This window comes from Neobacillus sp. NRS-1170 (assembly GCF_050468025.1).
In genome coordinates this window covers 125,830-142,155 of sequence record NZ_JBITPF010000025.1, presented here as the reverse complement: position 1 = coordinate 142,155, position 16,326 = coordinate 125,830, and the positions used below count along the sequence as shown (strand labels likewise).

Sequence of the window (16,326 nt, the reverse complement as noted above, 5' to 3'; positions counted from 1 at the left end):
GGTCTTCCTTTTCCCCTTTGACGGGCACTCTGAACCTTTCACAGTGTTCGCGGGTACTCCTTTTTCACCTTGACGGGCACTCTGAACTTCCATTAAAACTATCTAAACTAAATAGGCCGGCGAGTTCATCATTCTCGCAAGCCTATTCTCTACTTATATTAAAATACTATTTAATATCTCGTTTTTATGCTCACCAATTTTAGGTGGACCTGCCACATGCTCTTGAACAAGATCACTGTGCATCTTTACCTGGCAGTCACCCCATGAGGACGTGAAAATAAGTTCCTTCTCTTTAAAATATGGGTTATTTTGAAGCTCCCCGATTTCCATTACAGGCGCCATACAGCAATCAACCTTTTGGGCAAATTCAATCCACTCAAAAAAAGGCTTACTTTTAAAAATAGCTTTGACTTCTTGATAAACTGGGTTGGACTCATCCGTTTTTGAAAAATGAGCTCTAATCCAATCCTCCCGGCCGTGCGCCATACAAAAATTCTCCCAAAACTTAGGCTCTAGTGCCCCCATGCTCATAAAGCGACCATCCCTTGTTTCATATAAAGCGTATGCAATAATGCTGCCATTCAAAACAGAAATGCCGGTTCCCTCACCCACGTCTTTTTCGACCATGACATGATTCCCAAGTAAAGAAACCAATTGATCGGTGATAGAAATAGAATGATAGCTTCCCTTTCCAGTCAAAAACCGAGAAACAAGTCCTGCTAAAATCCGTTCATTCGCCGCATACCCGCCTAAATAATCTGCGAATGTGATAGAAGGGTGGACCGGCCTTCCTTGTTTATCTTTCAACTGAGCAAGCACACCGCTTAACGCCATATAATTGATATCGTGGTTTCCAAGCCCGCTTAATAGCCCCTTTTGTCCATACCCGGAAATTGAACAGTATACGATATCAGGCTTCACCTTTTGTACATCTTCAAAACCTAGTCCGAGTTTTCCCATTACCCCCGGTCTAAAGCTTTCGATGACGACATCAGCATTGGAAATTAGTTTTAAAGCTGTTTCCAGGCCCTCTTTTTCCTTCAAGTTTAAGGTGATGCTTTTCTTTTGGCGGTTATTGGCTTGAAAAACTATCCCGTCTATATTTTGGGACATTCCAGTATGTCGGGCAGGGTCACCTCCTGGCGGCTCCACCTTGATAATTTCCGCCCCCAGGTCAGCTAACCGTAATGTGGCGAAGGGTCCAGGCAGATAATTGGTAAAATCAATGACTCTAATTCTATCCAGCATACTCAAAATCCTTTCCTACGAATTCGGTGACCTTGGTGCGAAAAGCTCCTCCAGCTGTTTACGCAATACAAATTTTTGGATTTTACCGCTGGCATTGCGCGGCAAGACTTCTATAAAAATATATTTCCGAGGGCGCTTGTAGTTCGCCAGCTTATCACTAGTTTTACAGAATTCATCAAGCTCCTGTTCGGTGACATTCGGGTCCTTTTTTACAACAAAAGCTGTCACGGTTTCCCCCCACCTGTCATCAGGCTGTCCCACAATGGCAACATCCAGAACGCCAGGATGGGCATGCAATACATCCTCAACTTCACGCGGGTAAATGTTTTCACCGCCGCTGATAATCATATCATCCACACGGTCATTGACATAAAGGTAGCCTTCTTCATCGAGATACCCAATATCGCCTGAATGGTACCAGCCCTTATAGAGCGCTTTTTCCGTCGTTTCTTCACGATTGTAATAACCGAGCATCATACTAGGACCCTGAACAATAATTTCCCCTGTTTCTCCAGCTGGAACAACATCGTCTGGGTCAGATGGGCCGTCCTCACTCGTCCGGACAATCCGAATATCATGGCTGATTGCGGCCTGGCCTGCAGATCCTGCTTTTCTCAGCTGGTCAGTCTCTGACAGGAAGGTAATGGCAGGACCCATTTCCGTCATCCCATAGGCTTGAACTAAGGAGATTCCTAAACGGTCATGAAGGGCATGTACGAGTGATGGCGCCATTGGGGCCGCACCATATAAGCCGAGCTTCAGACTTGATAGGTTATACTGACTTAAATCCTCTTGAAGCAGCATATTCCACATCGTAGGGGCTGCAAATAGCTTTGTTATTTTTTCTTGTTCCATTAATTGAAGAATTTTTGGTGGATTAAATTGGTGCAAAATGACATTTCTTGCACCTACATGTACTCTTGGAAGAAAGTTGCAATGAAGTTCCGCACAATGAAACATCGGTGCTGTCACTAGACCTACATCATTCGCTTCAAGTTTGCAGGATGCTATGCAAAGGATGCTTTGTTCAAGCATATTGCGGTGGCTATGCATGACACCTTTTGGCCTGCCCGTTGTCCCGCTCGTATAGATAAAAGCATACAAATCGTTCTCATTTACTTCAATTTGAACGTCCTCTGCTGTTGAAGCAGCTAGTTTATCTTGGTAGCTGACCGCATAAGTCGGGGCATCGTTATCAATAAACCAGAAGGACATTTTTTCAAAACGCTTTTCTATTGCCGCAATAATAGGCTCTAAAGCTTTCTCAAAAAGGACTACTTTGGGAGCGGCATCAGAAAGGATATAGGCTACTTCTTCAGGCATTAGTCGGAAATTAATCGGGTTAAAAATGGCTCCAATTTTCGAGCAGGCAAAAAAGGCAGTTCCCAATTCTTCCGTATTAAACATGAACGTGGAAACACGGTCGCCTTTTTTTACTCCTTCTTTGAGAAGGGCATTGGCAAGACGATTTACCTGTTCGTTCCATTCTTTAAAGGTGTACCTGACATTTTTTCTGACATCATAAATGGCTTCCTTGTTTGGGAACTTTTTCACGGTTAAATCGAAGACTTTTCCAATCGTAATGCTCATTAAATCGCCTCCACCAGGTATTTTTGAGGCAATCGGCGGGGCCGACTGCCTTTTAAGAACTTTTATTTGCGAATCCAAATTCACTAATTAAGTTAATCGTTCAATTATCGTCGCATTTGCCATTCCATGACCTTCGCACATTGTTTGTAAGCCGAAACGGCCTCCTGAACGCTCAAGCTCATGCATCATCGTCACCATTAAGCGCGCACCGCTGCCTCCTAGAGGGTGACCAAGCGCAATAGCACCTCCATTTGGATTAAGCTTAGCTGGATTTGCCCCCGTGTCCCTCAACCATGCCAGCGGAACCGGAGCGAATGCTTCATTTACTTCAAATACATCAATATCGTCAATAGATAAGCCAGCCTTTTCGAGTGCTTTTTGGGTCGCTGGAATCGGTCCTGTCAGCATTAAAGTTGGATCAGAACCAACCACCACTCGGGTATGAACACGGAAACGCGGTTTAAGACCGAGTTCATCTGCTTTCTCCCGGGACATAAGCAGTACCGCAGCAGCCCCGTCGCTAATTTGACTGGAATTCCCAGCGTGAATCACACCGTCTTCTTTGAAAGATGTCCGCAGGCCTGCCAATGCTTCAAGCGAAGTCCCTTTTCGCGGACCCGAATCTTCCTTAATGACTATTGTTGTTCCATCCGGTAGCGTCACTTCTAAAGGAAAAATTTCTCTAGCAAAATAACCTTCCTCTTGGGCCTTTAGTGCTTTTTGATGGCTTTCTAGTGCAAATTGATCAAGCTCTTCACGAGTAAAACCATAGTTTTCGGCAATTCTCTCAGCAGACAGCCCCTGATGAATCATTTCGTACTTCGACCTTAAATTAGGGCTAAAAGGCTCTTCGGCACCTTTGTAGTTTGAACCCATTGGAACACGAGACATGCTCTCTACACCCCCAGCAACCACTACATCCATATCGCCTGCTAAAATAGCCTGGGCTGCAAAATGGACAGCCTGCTGGCTGGATCCGCATTGGCGGTCAATCGTGGTGCCTGGCACCTCGATTGGAAAGCCGGCAATTAAAGCGGCAACCCTGGCAATATCCCCGGCCTGTTCACCGGATTGAGTAACACATCCTAAAATGACATCATCAATAATGGCTGGATCTATTCCGGCACGGTTCACTAATTCCTTTAAGGTTAACGCCGCCAAGTCGTCAGGACGGATATCTTTTAAAACGCCATTTCTTCTTCCTACCGGTGTACGTACACCTTCTACAATCACTACTTCACGCATGATCATTTTCCCCTCTTTCTATAATCCTAAATTTTTTGCAACAATAGTTTTCATAATTTCATTTGTGCCGGCGTAAATGCTAGCGACCTGAATATCACGGAATCGTCTCGCAATCTCGTATTCTTCCATATACCCATAGCCGCCGTGGAGCTGCATGCATTCGGTCGCCACTTTCTTGGCGTTTTCCGTCAGCTTCCATTTCGCCATCGACACTTTTGTCACGATGTTTTGCCCCTCGATATGCTCTGCAATTAACTGATCTAAAAAGGAACGCCCCATTTGGTTGTCTGCAGCCATTTCAACAATTTTAAACTGCGTGTTTTGGAACTTGCTAATCGGTTTTCCAAATGCTTCTCGACTTTTTACATAATCAACGGTCATTTTAAGCATGACCTCTGCAGCCGTTTGCGCCCCGATTGCGGTAAGCAAGCGCTCCTGCTGGAGTTTTTCCATTAAATAAAGAAAGCCCTTGCCCTCTTCTCCCAGTAAATTCTCCTTCGGAACTCGGCAATCCTCAAAGATCAATTCTGCTGTATCCTGGGAATGCAGACCGACTTTGTTCAGCTTTCTTCCTCTTGAAAATCCTGGTGAATCCCGTTCAATGACAAGCAGGGAAACACCTTTATGCTTCGGAACAGCATGGAGGTCAGTCTTCACAGCAACAACGATTAGGTCCGATTGGATTCCACTAGTGATAAACGTTTTTTGTCCATTGACAATATAGTGGTCCCCGTCCAGTTTAGCCGTCGTTTTAAGGTTGGCCAGGTCAGAACCCGTCCCCGGCTCAGTCATCGCAATCGCGGTAATGATATCGCCAGTAACACATTTCGGAAGCCAGCGCTGTTTTTGCTCTTCAGTTCCGTAGGAGGTAATGTAGGGAACAACAATATCATTATGCAGACCTATCCCGACTAAACCAGTGCCGACCTTCTCTAATTCCTCATTAATGACAACGGAGAAGCCCCAGTCTACCTCACTGCCTCCATATTTCTCATCAATATCAGGGCAAAGAAAACCCTGCTCCCCCATCTTCCTCCAAAAGGAGCGGGGAATCATCCTGTCCTCCTCCCATTGTTCATAAAAGGGATATGCTTCCCTCTCTAAAAACTTTCTCAACGAGGCCCGGAAAATCTCGTGATCTTCGTTTAAGTATGGATGGTTCATTTGAAAAACTCCTTTCTTAATGTGAAAACGCTTCCGATTTAAACGTTAATTTGATTCATTTTTTGACGCAGCTGATATTTTAATATTTTCCCAGATGCATTCCGCGGCAGCTGCTTTTCGATAAAAATCCTCCTAGGGACTTTATATCCTGCAAGCTTTTGACGGCAGAAACTGCGTAATTCCTGTTCATCAATCACTGCCCCTTCTTTGGGTACAATGACAGCACACACAGCTTCCCCCCAGACTTCATCTGGAAGTCCGATAATTGCTGCTTCGAGAATAGCTGGATGCTCATAAAGAACGCTTTCTACCTCGACTGAATAAACATTTTCCCCGCCGGAAATGATCATATCTTTTTTCCGGTCAACTAGCGTGATATAACCTTCCTCATCAATCGTTGCTAAATCACCGGTATAAAGCCAGCCATCTTTAAAGGTTCTCTTCGTTTCTTCCGGCTTTTTATAATACTCCTTCATGACCATTGGGCTTCGAAGAATAAATTCACCTACTACGCCTGGCAGCACATCTTTGCCTTCCTCATTGACAACCCTTGTTTCTGTCATGAAAATTGGTTTTCCACCCTTCCCTAGATGCTTCTTATGCCCCTCAGGATCAAGGAGAATTCCTCCTGGTCCTGCCTCAGTCAGCCCGCACAAATTGTAAAATTGATCTGTTTTAAAAAGTTCCATACTTTTTTTGACGAGTTCCGGAGCCATTGGGGCAGCACCATACCCGCATCTCTTAATGGATGATAAATTATATTCGGCTGCATTAGGTACTTGAAGAAGAAAGGTAAACATCGCAGGAACCGCAAATAGATGGGTAATTTTATGCTCTTGAATCGCTTGAAGTGTTTTAACTGGATGAAAATCACGATGGATAATATGTGTCGCACCTAGTGCAACTCCTGAAATAAGGAAGAGATTTAACTGGGCTGAATGGAATAATGGTGCTAAATGGAGAATCCTTTCTTGCTGCCTAAGCCCCATATTGATGGTAACAGAGATTCCAACTTTAAAAATTTGGCTATGATCAAAAAGGGCTCCCTTAGGGCGGCCTGTTGTCCCTGAGGTGTACAAAATCTCTACATCATCCTTTTCGGAAAGCTCAATTTCTGGTTCGTTTAAGTTTTCGGTTAACACTTTTTCATAGGAATAAAAACCTGCTGTTTCCGGTTCACCCACAACGATAACTGAGCGGACAGCCGTACCATGTTTAGCTTCAGAAATGTTTTTTTCAAACTCCTTGTCACAAACAACATAGGATGCATCTGATTGCCCTAAAATGTATTGGACTTCCGAAGCGGTTAATCGGAAGTTAACTGGGACGGCCACTGCGCCAATTTTTGCAGCAGCAAAAAAGGTAAACAAAAAGTAATCCGAATTTTTCATCATCAAAGCAAGCTTTTCACCTTTTTTAAATCCTAAGGAAATCAAGCCATGAGTAAACCTGTTCACTTCCTCATTAAATTGGCGATATGTATAGCTTCTTCCCTCGCATTCAACCGCCAATAATTCTGGAAACTTTCGAGCACTTTGAGATAATAGGCTGCCAATCTTCATATAAGGAACCCCCTAGAAAAAATGTACTCCATCCTTAAATATGCAATTATTGTGCCATTATTCAGAAAAATAGATATATCGTCGCACATAGTTCATTAGATGTTGTTCTTATATACACAAGAAACAAATGAGTGTCCATTAATTGGACATTCATTTAAATCGTCAGTTGGTATTTTTTAATTTTTTCATACAAGCCTGACCGGCTGATTCCTAGTAATCTTGCAGCCTGGACTTTATTTCCTTGCACTTGAACCAGTGCCTTTTTAATCGCTTCTAGTTCCGCATTTTCAACCATTGAAACCTTTATAGCCGATACAGGTGTACGGACCTGCTTTATTAAATACTCTGGAAGATCCTCGTATTTGATTTTTCCACTTTCCGCAAAGGTCATCGCACGCTCCATTACATTTCGTAATTCCCGGACATTCCCAGGCCAATCGTAACCAAGCAGGGCAGCTCTTGCGTGGTCCTCAATTCCGGTAATACTCGTTCCTAATATTTGGTTGAAATCAAACATAATCTTGCCTATTAAAAAATCGGTATCATATAGACGATCCCTAAGCGGCGGGACATTTAAGGATATTACATTTAGGCGGTAGTATAAATCCTCCCTAAAAAGGCCCTCTTTGACCATTTCTTCCAGATTCCGATTAGTAGCTGCAATAATTCGAACATCCACTTGAATTCTTGCAGTCCCGCCTACCCTGTAGAATTCCCTCTCTTGGAGGACGCGCAGCAGTTTTGCCTGCAAGGATAGAGACATGTCACCAATTTCATCGAGAAAAAGTGTTCCACCGTTTGCTAAATCAAATTTGCCGATTTTCCCCTTTAGTTTGGCTCCGGTAAAGGCACCTTCCTCATAACCAAAAAACTCTGATTCTAGTAAATCCTCCGGTATGGCTGCACAATTGACGACGACGAACTTGCCGGTACTTCTGGCACTGCTGTTGTGAATGGCGTGCGCAAACAGCTCTTTCCCAGTTCCACTTTCCCCTCGGATAAGCACCGTTGATCGCCCTTTTGCAGCTTTAGCCCCGCTTTTTTTCAACTTTTCCATATAGGGGTCTATAGTCAAAAGATGGTCCCAGTTAAACTTAGCCGCCTCTGATTTCTGGTATTGCTGATGATAAAAATTTGCTTTATTTTCTGCCTTCTGCAGCTTTTTGAATAGTTCGCTTACCTCATTTAATTGCCGGAATACCACCTTGCCAATTGCTCCGATGACTTTTCCATCTTCAATAATCGGAATACGGTGGACGATATACTTAATGCCGCTCACTTCTAAGAAGCCGCCTACTTCAGCTGTTTCCGATTCATAGATATGGTCTAATTGAAGGTGCGGCAACGCAGTCGATACCGGCTGGTGCAATACCTGCTCTAAAGTAAGATTGAATAATTCCAGAAGCGGCGGGCTGACCATTTGAATGATTTTCTTCTCATCCGTCATTACAATTCCGTCAAATGCGTGTTTGATTGTTGTTTCTAACGTTCTTTTTAAGTTTTTTATCGTTTGTAATTCTTGTGAGGTTTGAAGCAGGGACATGACCATATCTGTTTTCGTTAGAATACCGACAACGTGGTTCATTCCATCTACGACAATTCCGGTTCCAACCTTGCTGTTTCTAACCATTTCTTCAATCTTTGCGTAAGGAGTATCGACCGAAACAGTTTCAACCTGCTTTTTTATGTAATTTTTAATAGGAGTGGATAGAGGACATTCATTTACGACCATTTGATAAAGGCAGCTCCGTGTAAAAATTCCCACTAATTTTCTGTTGGGATCTGTTACAGGGAGCAGGTTCCATTTCTTTTTATCAATTAGTCCGATAGCTTCTTTTAGAGTTGTTTTTTCCGTTACAAAACAATCAACTGGGGTAATGATTTCTTTTAATTGGAGCATTTTTTCACTCCTCACTTTTTCAGATACTTATATTGTAACAAAAATACACATTTATTAGAATATTTTAACTATTAATATGAAGGATCTGTTAAACTTGGTTGTTGATTTGCGCTACAAAGTAAAAAATCAACAATAGTCTTTAAAAGCCAATATAAAAAGAAGACCCAAGGGCCTTCTCGGAAAATATCATTATTTCGGCTGCATTCTTATCGCTCCATCGAGGCGGATCGTTTCACCATTAAGCATTGGGTTTTCTATAATACTTTGAACCAGTTGTGCGTATTCAGTCGGATACCCTAGCCTTGGCGGGAACGGCACCATTTTTCCAAGCGAATCCCGCGCTTCTTGAGGCAGTGTATCAAACATTGGAGTATGAAAAAGACCTGGAGCAATGGTCATAACGCGGATACCGTACCGGGCAAGCTCCCGCGCAATCGGCAGCGTCATCCCGACAATTCCACCTTTAGATGCGCTATACGCCGCCTGGCCAATTTGGCCGTCAAAAGCTGCAACAGAGGCGGTATTGATGATAACACCCCTTTCACTTTTATCATTCACTTCATTGGTTATCATCTTCTCTGCAGCAAGGCGAATCACATTAAACGTTCCTACTAAATTTACATTTATCACTCTAGAAAAAAGTGATAGATTATGTGTACCATTTCGGCCCAGCACTTTCTCGGCAATGCCAATTCCCGCACAGTTAACAACAGTATTTATGGCCCCCATAAAGTCAGCTGCTTTATTGACTGCCCTTTCTATATCCTCTTCCTTTGTAACATCTGTTTTTAAAAATAAAACAGCCTCACCTAGTTCCGCTTGAAGGCGGAGACCATTTTCTTCTGATTGGTCAAAAATGACTGTCTTTCCTCCATTTTCAACGATATTACGTACCGTAGCTTCTCCCAATCCAGATGCTCCACCTGTCACAATCGCACGGCAATCTTGAAATTGCATATTCAATCCCTCCAATAAAAGTTACTAATATTTTAATTGCAATTTCTGTGCCAAGAAAAATGAATAGATAGCGAAGCCTTTCCATTTCCCAACTGTATTTCGCCTGGACAGTTTTACATGAATAGTGCCCAATAATTGTACACCATTAAGAATATAAACCTGTTATCATAAAAGAGAGAATAACTAACTGAACGGAGGAATGGCATGATGAGAAAATTAGTGGTTACTCACAATCTTGAACAAAACCTGCTTGAACAAATTAAACAGATTATTCCCGACTGGGAACTGATTGCTGGTAAAGATAAAGAAGTTTGGCAACAGCACGTTAAGGATGCGGAAATCATTGCAGGATGGAAACAGAGTTTAAAAGACGATTGTCTTGCACCAGAGTCCAAGCTAAAATGGCTGCAATCCTGGAGTGCAGGCGTTAATTCTATGCCTCTTGAAGAATTAGAAGCTAAAAATATTTTGTTAACAAGTGCCAATGGTGTACATGCCTTTCCGATTTCAGAAACCATCTTTGCACTAATGCTTGGATTAACACGAAAAATCCATACATATGTAAAAAATCAACAAGCGAAAACATGGCATCATGCCAATATGAATTTAGAACTGCATGAAAAAACCGTTGCTATCATCGGTGTTGGCGCGATTGGAAAAGAAGCAGCGAAAATTGCCAAAGCATTCGGAATGAAGGTACTTGGTGTCAGGCACTCAGGAAGATCTGAGGAATTTGTTGATGAAATGTACGGTTCAGATCAATTAGATCTAATTCTGCCAAACTGCGATTATGTGGTGGTAACCTTACCTCTTACAAAGGAAACTCATCAGTTATTTGGAGCGAAACAATTTAAAGAAATGAAATCCTCTGCCTTTTTCATTAATATCGGCCGTGGTGAGATTGTCGTTGAAGCAGACCTCGTACAAGCCCTTAAAGATGGTACCATTGCAGGGGCGGGACTGGATGTATTTGAAAAAGAACCATTAAGTCCTGACAGTCCTTTATGGGAAATGGAAAATGTAATTATCACTCCTCACACTTCAGGGTCAACGGAACATTACAACAAGAGGGTGGTAGAAAATATTTTAATTCCTAACCTAAAAGACTATCTTTCTGGAAAAAAACCATCCAAAAATCTTGTGGATTTTTCAAAAGGTTATTAACAAAGGAGTTTTTTAATGCAGCAAGTAACACTCGAAAAAAAACTAAATAAGAAGCGCAGGTTATACGCTATAAGGTGGGGCCTGCCTGCTCTTCTTGTTTTTCTATTAGCAGTAAATTTTTTGCCTGTAAGCCCTATTAAGGAAAAAGGCTTTTTCAAAAATGACCGGCCTATGGTGATTGCCCATCAAGGCGGAGAGCTTCTTGCCCCTTCTAACACAATAGCAGCATTCACGAGTGCTGCCACCATGGGGGTGGATGCCCTTGAAACAGACCTCCATATTACAAAAGATGGATATTTGGTTGCCATCCACGATCCAACTGTGGACCGGACAACAAATGGACACGGTAAGGTATCTGACATGACACTGGAAGAAATTCAAAAACTCGATGCGGGGTATCAATTTAAAGATCTGGATGGTCAATATAGTTACCGTGGAAAGGGTGTTTATATCCCAACTGCCGAAGAAATGTTTCAAACCTTTGGCAATATGCGTATCGAGATGGAGATTAAAGACGATAATCCTCCTGATCGGATAGACAAAATGGCCTCCAAGCTTTGGGCATTAATAGAGAAATATCATATGGAGGATAAAATTTTGGTCGCATCTTTCGATCAAGAGATCCTCAATACGTTTGAAAAATATGCAAAGGGCCGGGTTGCTACCTCAGCAGGCAGGCAGGAGGTCAAAAGTTTTGTGATTTTCCATAAATTCTTTTTACGCAACCTTTTTCAGCCCCATGTGGATGCCTTCCAGCTCCCGACGGCAGATAGCGGATTTGACTTAACGGACAAAAAGCTGATTAATGGAGCCCATCGCCTGGGAATGCAAATGCATTATTGGACGATTGATGATCCAAAGGAAATGAAAAGACTCATTGATGCTGGGGCGGACGGTATTTTAACAAATCGGCCTGATTTGCTCCTGAAATTACTTAATGAAAAATAACTAAAGGGCTGCTTCAATCGAAGCAGCCCTTTAGTTATTTTTTATATCTTGCCGGAGTATATTTTTCACTGGCTTTGAAGTTATATACCGGCTTAATAAAGCTCGCAATCTCGACTGTTTCTTCTACTTTTTCTAAAATTTCCTTCATCGATTTATAAGCCATCGGCGCTTCATCCAAAGTTTCTTCGGAGACAGATGTCGTCCAGATGCCCTTCATGGTATTGTGGAAATCATCCATATTCAGCGTTTTCATCGCTTTTGTCCGGCTAAGGACGCGGCCCGCTCCATGCGGTGCAGAATTATTCCAATCTTCGTTGCCCTTGCCGACAGCTAAAATCGACCCATCTCTCATGTTGATTGGAATGATGAGACGTTCGCCCTTCTGAGCTGAAACAGCTCCCTTTCGTAAAATCAAGTTATCTGTATCAATATAGTTGTGGACGGTATCGTAACGATCTTGCTCTTCAAAGCCCATATTCTCCGTAATTGCTCTGGCAATTTCTTCACGGTTTGCCTTCGCAAACGCCTGTGCCAATTTCATGTCGTGAATATAATGTTCAAAATCCTCTCCCTCCAAATAAGCTAAATCATTTGGAATTACAGGATTGGTTTCTTTGTAGCTCTGAATGGCAGCTTGAATTTCTTTTTGACGCCCAGCAGCCTTTAATTTATCAATCATCTCCGTTAAATCATGGTTCCGGAGCTTGGAAATAGCTACTTTTTGATAATAGGTGGCAATCTTTGCTCCCACATAACGGCTGCCAGTATGAATGGTTAAATAGTGGTACCCATCGGTATCGACTGAGACTTCGATGAAATGGTTGCCGCCACCAAGAGTTCCTAGGCTATAACGGCTTTTATTCTCGCTAAGAATGTGCTGAGCTTTAAATTCTTCCGCAGATGGAAAACACGTGTTAATAAACTGAGCAGTCTCATCAGAATGTATCTCCATTCCGCTTGGCACATAGGTCCTAATGACCTGATCCAGCTTATTAAAATCAACCTTTTTATCCTGCAGCTTAACCGTTAATACGCCGCAGCCTACGTCAACACCTACTAGGTTCGGGACTACCTTATCCTTTAGCTGGATGGTGGTTCCAATCACACATCCCTTACCAGCATGATAGTCTGGCATAATACTAATCTTTGTATCCTTTAAGAAAGCTTGATTACATAGCTCTTGTATTTGTTCAAGTGCCGTCTCCTGAGGATAGTTGGAAAATACTTTTGCTTCTGTTTGAGAACCGGTTATTTTTATCACGAGTTTTCCCTCCTTTTATAAAAACAGATTAAAATTAGGCTATCATTTTTTGTTAATATAGGCAATGTGTTTTTGTACGACAAAATCTTGAATAGCGCTCATCAAAAAAACTGATTTTACCACGTAGATACACTCTATATTACCCATTTCTTTCCTAAAACTGATTTGAGTCACGTAGACTCCTTTTACGTGACCCATTTTCTTCCCAATAACAGAAATGGGTCACGTAGCATCCTTCTACGTGACCCATTTCCTTTCCAATAACAGAATTCGGTCACATAGCACCCTTCTACGTGACCCATTTCCTTCCCAATAACAGAATTCGGTCACGTAGACTATCACGTGACCGAATTCAAAATCCTAAATTAGTAACTTTTTTCAAAAAGGCTAGTAGATTGTTTGCATTCCCTTTCCCGCAACTGTCATCCATTCGAATTGGCGTAGTCTCACGTCAAATAAGGTTAATGGGTCGCGGAACATTTCTGGATTCTCATTCATCTTATCTTGCATTTCTTTTTTCTTCTGAATCTCTGAACGTGCTTCTTCAGCAGAACGATTTAAAATTGCCTTTGGATCCTTGAAAAATAAGGTAACATCGCGCTCTAATGATTTTTCAAACATCTCAAATGGCTGGAAAAACTGCTTATTCACGGCATCGATTGCTTCAGAATAGTCCTCATTTTCTATAAAGGATTGGTATTTGTTGAAAAGCATGGCTTTATTTTGCGAAATCGCCCCAAGAAGCTTCCCTGCACTTTTTAATAAAAATTGTGAAGGTGTTCGGCGCAGCAGGATATTGACTGTTTCCAACTGGAACCTGGTTGTCATCCTATCGGTATCGCGGCGCCAATCATCGAGCAACCTAAAATCACACTCAAGCTCCAATCGCTCTTCCCCGTACATTTGATTAAATCCATCTTTCATCTCAACCAGAAATTCTTGGTTTTCCTTAAACTCATGATGTGAACGCTCAATCCAATCTTGAAGTGAGCTGTAATATTTCGGCAAAACCTTTTGCTCCAAATAATCCTGCAGCCTTTTATTCATCTCATCATTAAGCATAAGATGAATTTTACTAAAATCACTGTCTTCCTTGATTAGAGAAGAGCACTCCCGGAGCATTTTTGGCACAGCCACTGAGATTTCTGTCTTAATGGATTCCTTAATTGCCCGATACGATTTTATCGCTGATTTTGTTCTTTGTATTTCGGTATCGTTCAGTTGGTTCACTGCACCAGTTAGCTTCATCAGCATTTCTTCGTTCCAGCGAATAGATTCTATTAACTGATTTTCAACATCAATTCGTTTTTGCAAGAGACTGGCGATTGTTGTCCGAATAAAATACAACAGCTTTGCAAGGCGTTTATCCGCTAGATTTCTAGTATTTTTGATGGACTGAATAAACACTTTTAATTCTTTCATTTGTTGTTTTTGTTCATATTGTGTTGAAAACGCAAATACCTTAGCATCATGTAAATAGGAGTTGACCATCGCTTTTATATCATCATAAATTTTATGTGCTTCTTGTTCATTTTCAATAGTCTCCATTTTGCTAATCATGAAATGGATTGGAATATCCGGTGCAATCTCTTGTATTTGTCCAAGCGCTGCCCATTCCTTATCGGTAAACGAAGCATTTGCATCTACCACAAAAAGAATTGTGTCGGCAATCTGCAGGTTCTTCAGCACTTCATAGCGATCATAATGGAGAGACCCGGTAAGCCCAGGAGTATCCAGGAACGCAACCTTATTATCTTTAAAAAATGGAATTGGACGCTTCAATTCTATGATTGATTCTAATGCATTTCGTCTTCGATCCATTTTTTCCTGGAATTCCTCTAAACCAGTTAAAGCGTTAATCTCCCTGTCAGTGATTTCAGTTATGGTCATTTCCTCAGCGTCTTTGAACAGAACAACAGACGATGTTGACCCATCCTGTAATTCGGCACCGAGAACCGTGTTTATAAAGGAAGATTTCCCACTTCCTTTAAACCCGGCAAGAAGGATATGCTGGGTATCAAAATCAATCAACTGCTGGGCAAGCCACTTGACACGATTATTCTCGCCCATGTCATGCTCCTGAGCCCAATTCAATATGGAATCAAAGAGTGACAGACACTCGTCAAGCTCATCCATATCCGTTTCCGTTATACTGATTAATTTTTCTGCTTCACTAACGATGGACTGGCTGATGCTCGCTGGAAAAAGTTCATTCCAAGAAAGGACTGCTGCTGACGCCAATACACTATTCGCATTGTCAGCCAGACGGTGCCAATTCGTCAGCAAGTCTGGAATGATATCCTGAAGCTGATTTATAAAATACCTTCCATCAATAAAGGTGAAATAAGTTTCTTTATGGCGTTTTGAAAGCTCATGATAGTTTTCATTTCGATCCAGATCAAGATTGAGGAGCAAGTGGTTGATTTCCCTCAACCAGACAAAATAAGATTCTTCATTCTGATAGCTATTCCACAATGAAGAAACAAGCTGTTCAAAGCTTTTTTTATTCAGATTAAACAGGACGCTTAATGCATGCGAAAAATAATTTGGATCAAAGTTTTTCGTTACACTATTTTCTACATATGTATGCAGAATTTCAAACCATTCCAACGATTCCGTCCGCTTGGCTTCATTCACCGCAAGCTCAATGGCATTGTTCCAGTCACTCTGCTCTTCGAAGAATGCACGGGCGACTTCGGTTACATTCGGATAATCTGGGTTAGAGTTGACCGTCCTTTTGATAATCGCAACAGCCGCCTCCAGCTTTCCGCGTTCAAGATAGAGCGAAAATAACTGTAGGGCTACTTCTGTTTTTAAGGTAAGATTTTCCGTTTCTATGGCACTATAAAGATCTTCCGCCGTTGATAACATTCCCAGCTCATAATAGGCATCTGCCGTATTTTTCTTCGCCCATTGCTCCAGGTCATTGACAATGTTTTCCCACTTAAAAATCGCCGTTTCATAATCCTTATGGTGAAAATACACTTCCCCCTGTGCAAAGCGTATATAAGATAGGTCAGGTAAATCCTTTTGTGCTTCCTCCTGAAAGGCTTCACCAAGGACCCGAATCGGATGAATATTTTCTTGCTCATTAATGAACATTTCATAGTATTTTTTTTGTTTCAATTGCTTCTCTAACGTCATTAAAATTCCCTCCAATGGCAACCACTCTATGTCATTCATATGGTAAAGAGGCATAATTATTCCTCATACGATTCGAATATAAGTTAGAATTTAAGTCCCAATTGTTACAATTTTATCAAAGGAATTTTTTAATAAGATGTCAA

11 protein-coding genes are annotated in these 16,326 nt (G+C 41.8%); 2 read left to right on the top strand and 9 right to left on the bottom strand.

The features are described 5' to 3' along the window. Window positions 1-153: 153 nt before the first annotated feature. From ACIFOT_RS10860 to ACIFOT_RS10830, 7 genes are all read right to left on the bottom strand, one after another. Window positions 154-1,248, bottom strand: a complete 1,095-nt coding sequence (locus tag ACIFOT_RS10860; RefSeq protein ID WP_430064499.1) for a CaiB/BaiF CoA transferase family protein — start codon at window positions 1,246-1,248, stop codon at window positions 154-156. Between the two features lie 15 nt (window positions 1,249-1,263). Continuing rightward, the gene (locus tag ACIFOT_RS10855) at window positions 1,264-2,838 is read right to left on the bottom strand and encodes a fatty acid--CoA ligase (protein WP_430064498.1); all 1,575 of its coding nucleotides are present in this window, start codon (window positions 2,836-2,838) and stop codon (window positions 1,264-1,266) included. A gap of 87 nt (window positions 2,839-2,925) precedes the next feature. Next, window positions 2,926-4,083, bottom strand: coding sequence for a thiolase family protein (locus ACIFOT_RS10850; protein WP_430064497.1), 1,158 nt, complete (start codon window positions 4,081-4,083; stop codon window positions 2,926-2,928). An 18-nt stretch (window positions 4,084-4,101) separates the two neighbouring features. Then, a complete protein-coding gene (locus ACIFOT_RS10845; RefSeq protein WP_430064496.1) occupies window positions 4,102-5,247 on the bottom strand; it encodes an acyl-CoA dehydrogenase family protein in 1,146 nt (381 codons plus the stop codon). Between the two features lie 38 nt (window positions 5,248-5,285). After that, window positions 5,286-6,809, bottom strand: a complete 1,524-nt coding sequence (locus ACIFOT_RS10840) for an acyl-CoA synthetase (protein ID WP_430064495.1) — start codon at window positions 6,807-6,809, stop codon at window positions 5,286-5,288. A gap of 154 nt (window positions 6,810-6,963) precedes the next feature. Next, window positions 6,964-8,709: a sigma 54-interacting transcriptional regulator gene (locus ACIFOT_RS10835; protein WP_430064494.1), complete on the bottom strand. Its 1,746-nt coding sequence runs from the start codon at window positions 8,707-8,709 to the stop codon at window positions 6,964-6,966. 189 nt (window positions 8,710-8,898) lie between these two features. Beyond that, a complete protein-coding gene (locus tag ACIFOT_RS10830; protein ID WP_430064493.1) occupies window positions 8,899-9,666 on the bottom strand; it encodes a 3-hydroxyacyl-CoA dehydrogenase in 768 nt (255 codons plus the stop codon). A gap of 207 nt (window positions 9,667-9,873) precedes the next feature. Here ACIFOT_RS10830 and ACIFOT_RS10825 point away from each other — a divergent pair, with 207 nt between their 5' ends. Further along, a complete protein-coding gene (locus tag ACIFOT_RS10825; RefSeq protein WP_430064636.1) occupies window positions 9,874-10,830 on the top strand; it encodes a D-2-hydroxyacid dehydrogenase in 957 nt (318 codons plus the stop codon). A 15-nt stretch (window positions 10,831-10,845) separates the two neighbouring features. Next, window positions 10,846-11,778, top strand: coding sequence for a glycerophosphodiester phosphodiesterase (locus ACIFOT_RS10820; RefSeq protein ID WP_430064492.1), 933 nt, complete (start codon window positions 10,846-10,848; stop codon window positions 11,776-11,778). A 34-nt stretch (window positions 11,779-11,812) separates the two neighbouring features. On the opposite strand, the gene ACIFOT_RS10815 is transcribed toward ACIFOT_RS10820, so the two are convergent. Both ACIFOT_RS10815 and ACIFOT_RS10810 read right to left on the bottom strand, forming a co-directional pair. Beyond that, window positions 11,813-13,039 (bottom strand): RtcB family protein, encoded by a 1,227-nt coding sequence (locus tag ACIFOT_RS10815; protein WP_430064491.1) that lies wholly within the window; start codon window positions 13,037-13,039, stop codon window positions 11,813-11,815. A 387-nt stretch (window positions 13,040-13,426) separates the two neighbouring features. Continuing rightward, window positions 13,427-16,183, bottom strand: coding sequence for a dynamin family protein (locus ACIFOT_RS10810; RefSeq protein ID WP_430064490.1), 2,757 nt, complete (start codon window positions 16,181-16,183; stop codon window positions 13,427-13,429). Window positions 16,184-16,326: the final 143 nt, after the last annotated feature.

What these genes read in the sequence shown, in the direction of transcription:
- ACIFOT_RS10835 (WP_430064494.1), bottom strand. Translation starts at nt 8,709, where the DNA reads ATGCTCCAATTAAAAGAAATCATTACCCCAGTTGATTGTTTTGTAACG.
- ACIFOT_RS10840 (WP_430064495.1), bottom strand. Translation starts at nt 6,809, where the DNA reads ATGAAGATTGGCAGCCTATTATCTCAAAGTGCTCGAAAGTTTCCAGAA.
- ACIFOT_RS10860 (WP_430064499.1), bottom strand. Translation starts at nt 1,248, where the DNA reads ATGCTGGATAGAATTAGAGTCATTGATTTTACCAATTATCTGCCTGGA.
- ACIFOT_RS10820 (WP_430064492.1), top strand. Translation starts at nt 10,846, where the DNA reads ATGCAGCAAGTAACACTCGAAAAAAAACTAAATAAGAAGCGCAGGTTA.
- ACIFOT_RS10830 (WP_430064493.1), bottom strand. Translation starts at nt 9,666, where the DNA reads ATGCAATTTCAAGATTGCCGTGCGATTGTGACAGGTGGAGCATCTGGA.
- ACIFOT_RS10850 (WP_430064497.1), bottom strand. Translation starts at nt 4,083, where the DNA reads ATGCGTGAAGTAGTGATTGTAGAAGGTGTACGTACACCGGTAGGAAGA.
- ACIFOT_RS10845 (WP_430064496.1), bottom strand. Translation starts at nt 5,247, where the DNA reads ATGAACCATCCATACTTAAACGAAGATCACGAGATTTTCCGGGCCTCG.
- ACIFOT_RS10810 (WP_430064490.1), bottom strand. Translation starts at nt 16,183, where the DNA reads ATGACGTTAGAGAAGCAATTGAAACAAAAAAAATACTATGAAATGTTC.
- ACIFOT_RS10855 (WP_430064498.1), bottom strand. Translation starts at nt 2,838, where the DNA reads ATGAGCATTACGATTGGAAAAGTCTTCGATTTAACCGTGAAAAAGTTC.
- ACIFOT_RS10825 (WP_430064636.1), top strand. Translation starts at nt 9,874, where the DNA reads ATGAGAAAATTAGTGGTTACTCACAATCTTGAACAAAACCTGCTTGAA.